This is a genomic window from Streptomyces sp. A01 (assembly GCF_059026195.1).
In genome coordinates this window covers 1-206 of sequence record NZ_JBWLKN010000162.1, presented here as the reverse complement: position 1 = coordinate 206, position 206 = coordinate 1, and the positions used below count along the sequence as shown (strand labels likewise).

The 206-nt window shown below is 66.5% G+C and carries 1 protein-coding gene; it reads left to right on the top strand.

The features are described from left to right. Window positions 1-206: acyltransferase domain-containing protein (locus AC5P1B_RS36000; RefSeq protein WP_493892247.1), on the top strand; the 206-nt coding region annotated here is incomplete at both ends.

Genomic DNA, 206 nt, shown 5'->3' with positions numbered 1-206 from the left:
CAGGGTGCTCAGTGGGTGGGGATGGCGCGGGAGTTGATGGTGTCGTCCCCGGTGTTCGCGGAGTCGATGCGCCGGTGTGGGGAGGCGTTGGCGCCGTTCGTGGACTGGGATTTCGGGGCTGAGCTTGATGGTTCGCTGGAGCGGGTGGATGTGGTGCAGCCGTTGTCGTGGGCGGTGATGGTCTCGCTTGCGGGGTTGTGGCGTTC